We start from the raw sequence: 5458 nt of genomic DNA on the forward strand, positions 1-5458 counted from the left end.
TAATAGAAGACACTCTCGCCATCATCGTAAACCACCTTCAGAAATAACTACGCCATCTAATAACCAGCTTGTCGAGACGCCCATACTGTGCGCCCGTCAGCTGCGGGATAGAGCACAAGCAATACAGAGTCTGTACAGGCGCCTCTTCACCTATCAAAACGGTCAAGATTCTCGGCGGGCTGACCCTGCTTGAACTCTATACTGGGAGGCTTGTTGCATTATTGCTTCAAAGCAGTACCACCGTGCTATTACTTCGGGATGATTAAAATGCCCCTTTGCTATTATTAAACGATCAGTAAACCTGATGGGTGCGGCACCAAAGCACTGAACATCACATTCATCAGAAGATTTCTTGCCATCATCAACATTAATAAGTGCCCCAAACAAGAAACTGTTAGCTTGAAGAATTTCACCGGTAACGTCTGCAACCAGATCGGGTTCCGAGAGAAGAAATGTTCTGTGCATGAGTGTAGCGTTAGGGTCATAAACAATAACTTTCATGCATCCATCCTGCTTCTTTAATCTAATGGCCATTGCGTGGGCATCTTCTCCATCGAAAAATATTTTAAAATAAAAGTTCTTTTCATTGCCAACCGACATATTCCAGTACTTTTTTACCAGCTTCGTAAGAGCCTCAGAAAAATTTTCCTTATGAAAATAATATCCATCAGCAAAATAGGGATTATCAGTCATTGAGCCGTCTACTAATTCATCTGAACGAAAAGCCTCTTCATCATTTAGGACATCAGATGTATTTGCAAAAGTTGACTGTATTTTTTCAGGGGTGTTTATTATTTCAAAATCCTTCCGTCGACCAAACACTCTTCTGGCATAAGCCCGGGCGGAATGACGGCAGGCTATCTCTTTCCCCGGTGCTATTGTGTCATTATCAGAGCGGTGGACTTGACAATTAAGGTTTATGGGGAACCAGGAATTATCGGAGTTATACATGGGGATTGGAACAATACTGCCATTCTGCTTAAAAGCAAGTTTAACCTTAAGACTTCGCCCTTGATCATGCAGTTGATTTACCTTGTTTTTAACATAGTGAATTGATCCCTCGCAGGCTAGCGGGATGTTAATATTATAAGCACTTAATGTTTTATGGAGTGTTTTAGTAAACCATGCATCAGGTTGTTTTTTCATCAGTTTTGTGGTGATACAGTGCAAAGCGCTGACACAATAACCACCAAAACAGGCCTTGATGCCATTAACAAGGGATGTTAAAGCCCTGACTGGCATCAAGGATTCTGAATGTCTGTGCCACGAATGTGAAAGTGCCGACTGAACATCTAATTTGATTTGATCCATTGCGTGCCCCCTCTTTTTTAATGACCACGATCCATCTGCTCAATATATATCTAGAGCACTAAAGTACTAATAAGTTCCACAGCTGTTATTCTGTTCAGGAAAGAGTGAGGTTTTCCGTTACAGGCAGGATGCTTTAGCGGGGTGTTTTTTAAGTGGGTTCTACCCTGCTTCCAATATGACAGCAGGGTAGAAAGAGGCAGAGATTACAAACTCTTTGTGACTACTTCATAAATATCGGTAGACAGATCAGGTACTGCCTTGATCCGCTCCAGCGCTTTTCTCATGCGTTCCCTTATGACTGGCTCGTATTTCTTCCAGCGTGTCAATGGCGTCATCAGACGAGAAGCGGTTTGCGGGTTCTGTTTGTCCAGGGTAATAATCCAGTCTGCCAGGAACTCATAGCCTTCGCCCGTTCCAGAATGGAACTGCTTCATATTCCCGCTGGTAAATCCACCCAATAAAGCTCTCAGCTTATTCGGGCTGGTGCTGTCGAAAGATTCATGCTCCTGAAGTGACCTTACATGCTCCAGATTCCCCAGAAACGGGCTGCTACTTTGCATCATAAACCAGCTGTCCATGACCACTGCGTCCTCTTTATAACGACCCAGATAGTCATTGAGCAGGGAATCAATGGTCTCCCGACTCTGGTAGCTGGAATTAATGACGATACCCATGGCTGCTCGCAGATCGGTCATATTGCTGGCATTTCTGTACTGATCTTCGGCCAGTTGTTGCAGACTGTCGTCTTCCAGTTCAACCAGGTAATCGAGGCAGATATTTCTCAGGGTTCGTTTGGCAATATCTCCGGCTTCAGGACGATACTCACCTTTCAGTTCCAGAGCCTGATAGAGTGCCAGCAATTTGTCCTTATGAGCTTCGGCAATGGCCTTGCGAACACGACTTCTGGATTCACAGATCTGCAGGGGGTGAATTTCTTCCGCCTGCTCTGCCAGACTTGCTTCAGAGGGCAGTTTCAGCATTTCTGCTTTAACTGCTTTGTCCAGCCCTTCGTCAGCCAGAACGACACCAAAAGCTTCAATCAGTCTTGAATCGATCTCAGTATCTTTTTCCTTCAACAGTCCGTCGACCAGATCTTCAATGACCGCCGTGGCCAGACGCTGGCCTGCATCCCAGCGATTGTAACCATCGCTGTCGTGCTTCATCAGGAATACCAGATCTTCACGACTATAGTCGTATTTAACACGAACGGGCGCAGAGAAGTTTCTCAAAATAGAAGGCAATGGCTTTTCAGCCAGCCCTTCGAATGTCCAGGTTTCTTCAGCCGCTGTCACATGCAGAACCCGTTCAGTCTCACCGGCTTCGTTCAGTGGCAGGGCTTTGCCTCCCTTATCAAGCAGGGCAATAGCCACAGGAATATGAAAAGGCAGCTTGGTGTCCTGACCCGGAGTGGCCGGACAACTCTGGGCGATTGTCAGAGCGTACTGACCTGACTCCTGATCAAAACCATCGGTCAGGGTAACCACCGGTGTTCCCGCCTGGTTGTACCAGTGGCGGAACTGACCAAGATCCACACCGGAAGCGTCTTCCATGGCTTTCACAAAGTCTTCACAGGTAGCCGCTTTACCGTCAAAACGATCAAAGTACAGGTCTGAACCTTTGCGAAAATTGTCCTTGCCGACAATGGTCTGAATCATCCGAACCACTTCACAACCCTTTTCGTAGATGGTCAAGGTGTAAAAATTGGAGATCTCGATAAATGACTGCGGACGAATAGGATGAGCCATAGGGCCTGCATCTTCGGCAAACTGTGCCGTCTTCAGTAACGAAGCGTCTTCAATCCGCTTGACGCCTCGTGAATTCATGTCTGCCGAGAATTCAGCGTCACGGAATACGGTGAAGCCTTCTTTCAGGCTCAGCTGGAACCAGTCACGACAGGTGACCCTGTTGCCAGACCAGTTATGGAAATACTCATGGGCAACAATCGCTTCTATACGCTGATAGCTGGCGTCAGTAGCCGTTTCGGGGCTTGCCAGTACACAGGAAGAGTTGAAGATGTTCAAACCCTTGTTTTCCATCGCACCCATGTTGAAATGGTCCACCGCTACGATCATGAAGATATCCAGATCATACTCACGGCCATAAACTTCTTCGTCCCACTTCATGGACTTTTTCAGCGAAAGCATGGCATGGTCACACTTGTCGATATTGTGAGACTCGGTGAAAATACGCAGTGCCACGTCCCTGCCACTCGCAGTAGTGAAGCTATCTTCCACCACTTCAAGATCACCGCCTACCAGGGCAAACAGGTAGCTGGGCTTTTTGAACGGGTCTTCCCAGGTTACCCAGTGTCGTCCACCTTCAAACTCGCCACGGGCAATGTCATTACCGTTGGACAGCAGAACCGGGTAACGGCCCTTGTCAGCAATCACCTTGGTGGTGAATTTGGACATGACATCCGGGCGATCCAGATAGTAGGTAATTTTACGGAAACCTTCTGCTTCACATTGGGTACAGAACATGCCGTTGGATTTATACAAACCTTCCAGAGAAGTGTTTTCCTGGGGGCGAATACGGGTCACAACCGTCAGGGAGAACGCCTTGCTGGTGACCGGTATAGTCAGGCTTTCAGAACCGAGGATGTACTGGTCTGAAGTCAACTCCGAACCGTCAACACAGACACTGATCAGCTCCAGGTCGATGCCAACCAGAGTCAGATCGGGGGTATCTTGCCCACGATCTTCATTACGACGCAGGCCAAGTACCGAGGTGACCAGTGCATGATCTTCGAACAGGTCGAAGGTCAGGTCGGTGGTGTCAATCCAATAATCCGGAGCCTGATAGTCTTTCAGGTAGATCGCTCTGGGTTGGGCGTCTTTCATTTTAAACCTTCCTTTACCATGGCCTTACTTTTGTTGTTAGAGCTTTTGACTCAATGATGAGGAGAGGTCTGCTTCCTCTCCATGCAAATCAGGCTGCAACTGATACGTTGACTTGATAAGAAGTGTGCTTGCGAATATTGATAACACCGGTATCAAGAATCAGATACTGCCCCTTAATACCCATCAGGACACCTTCAATCACCGGTTTTTTATCAAAAGACATGGAAGTCACTTTGACAGGATATTGCTCTACCGGATAACGAATATCAACGACCTCCGGATCAACCACCGGTGTTATGGCCTGTAATCCAAACTGCTCCTGAAGGGCTTCCACCCGTGAAGCGTTCATGTCCAGCAGTTCACTGGCCTGTGTTTTGAGATCCAGCGGCTCTGCCGTTCCTTTCAACATGGCACGCCAGTTAGTTCGATCATTAACAAATTCTTTGAACAGGGTTTCGATAAAACCAGACTGTTGTCGTGTAGAAACCCTGACAAAAGGCAGGGCCTGAGTCGCCCCCTGATCCACCCAGCGGGTTGGCACCTGAGTCGCACGGGTGATGCCTACCTTTAAACCCGAAGAGTTAGCCAGATAGACCACATGATCGGTCATACAGAACGTTTCACCCCAGGCGGCATCCCGACAGGTGCCTTCATGATAATGACACTTTTCGGGGCTCATAATACAGCTGTCACACTGAGGCAACTTTTTAAAACAGGGATAACAGAAGCCCTGGCTGAAACTTTTTCTGGTCTTGCGGCCGCAATGGCAGCAGTTGATTTCGCCCTGATATTCCAGGGTCAGTTTTTTCCCCATCAGTTCATTCAGGGGCAGCAGATCATCGCCTACAGGCAGTTGGTAATCCACCGGCTGACCGTCTTTCAGAACGGATTCCATTTTGCGCAGTGCGCCACTCAGACTTTGAGTCAAGTTCTATACCTCAGTCTTTAAAGCGCAAAATGGTGGTTTCAGACTCATCCTGTTCAGATGCACTCTTGCAACTCACAGGCATATAACCAATACGCTCTTCTTCCGGCAAGTTGTCGTGCTCCCAGGCGATCAGGGCTTCCAGAATGCCTTCTCTCTGATCCGCTGTCAGCATGTCACCATTGGGCCAGCGGCCAAGCTCAAGTGACTGTTTCATGTTGTGGTAGATTTCCGGCGTCATCCGGGCCAGAAAGTCTTTTAGCTGCATCAAATCCACTTACCCTCATCTGAGACATTCCTGTTTGACAGACCGTTATTACCGGCCCAAGCAGCCTGTCGGACTTAAGGCTGTCCTACTGCGGTTGCAATAAATTGGTCTAAA

4 protein-coding genes are annotated in these 5458 nt (G+C 47.7%); all 4 read right to left on the reverse strand.

What is annotated here, in order from left to right; translation table 11 throughout:
• Nucleotides 1-162 precede the first annotated feature (162 nt).
• Nucleotides 163-1311, reverse strand: a complete 1149-nt coding sequence (locus KDK19_RS20660) for a ShET2/EspL2 family type III secretion system effector toxin (protein ID WP_257292843.1) — start codon at nucleotides 1309-1311, stop codon at nucleotides 163-165.
• 203 nt (nucleotides 1312-1514) lie between these two features.
• Complete coding sequence (pepN, locus tag KDK19_RS20665) at nucleotides 1515-4151, reverse strand: aminopeptidase N (protein ID WP_257282185.1); 2637 nt, start codon at nucleotides 4149-4151, stop codon at nucleotides 1515-1517.
• Between the two features lie 88 nt (nucleotides 4152-4239).
• The gene (locus KDK19_RS20670) at nucleotides 4240-5079 is read right to left on the reverse strand and encodes a DUF2797 domain-containing protein (protein WP_257282184.1); all 840 of its coding nucleotides are present in this window, start codon (nucleotides 5077-5079) and stop codon (nucleotides 4240-4242) included.
• Nucleotides 5080-5089: 10 nt separating this feature from the next.
• Nucleotides 5090-5344 carry a YeaC family protein gene (locus KDK19_RS20675; RefSeq protein ID WP_257274931.1) on the reverse strand — a complete coding sequence of 85 codons (255 nt, stop codon included), beginning with the start codon at nucleotides 5342-5344 and terminating at the stop codon, nucleotides 5090-5092.
• Nucleotides 5345-5458: the final 114 nt, after the last annotated feature.

The sequence above is a fragment of the Endozoicomonas sp. ONNA1 genome (genome assembly GCF_024606325.1).
GTDB lineage: Bacteria > Pseudomonadota > Gammaproteobacteria > Pseudomonadales > Endozoicomonadaceae > Endozoicomonas_A.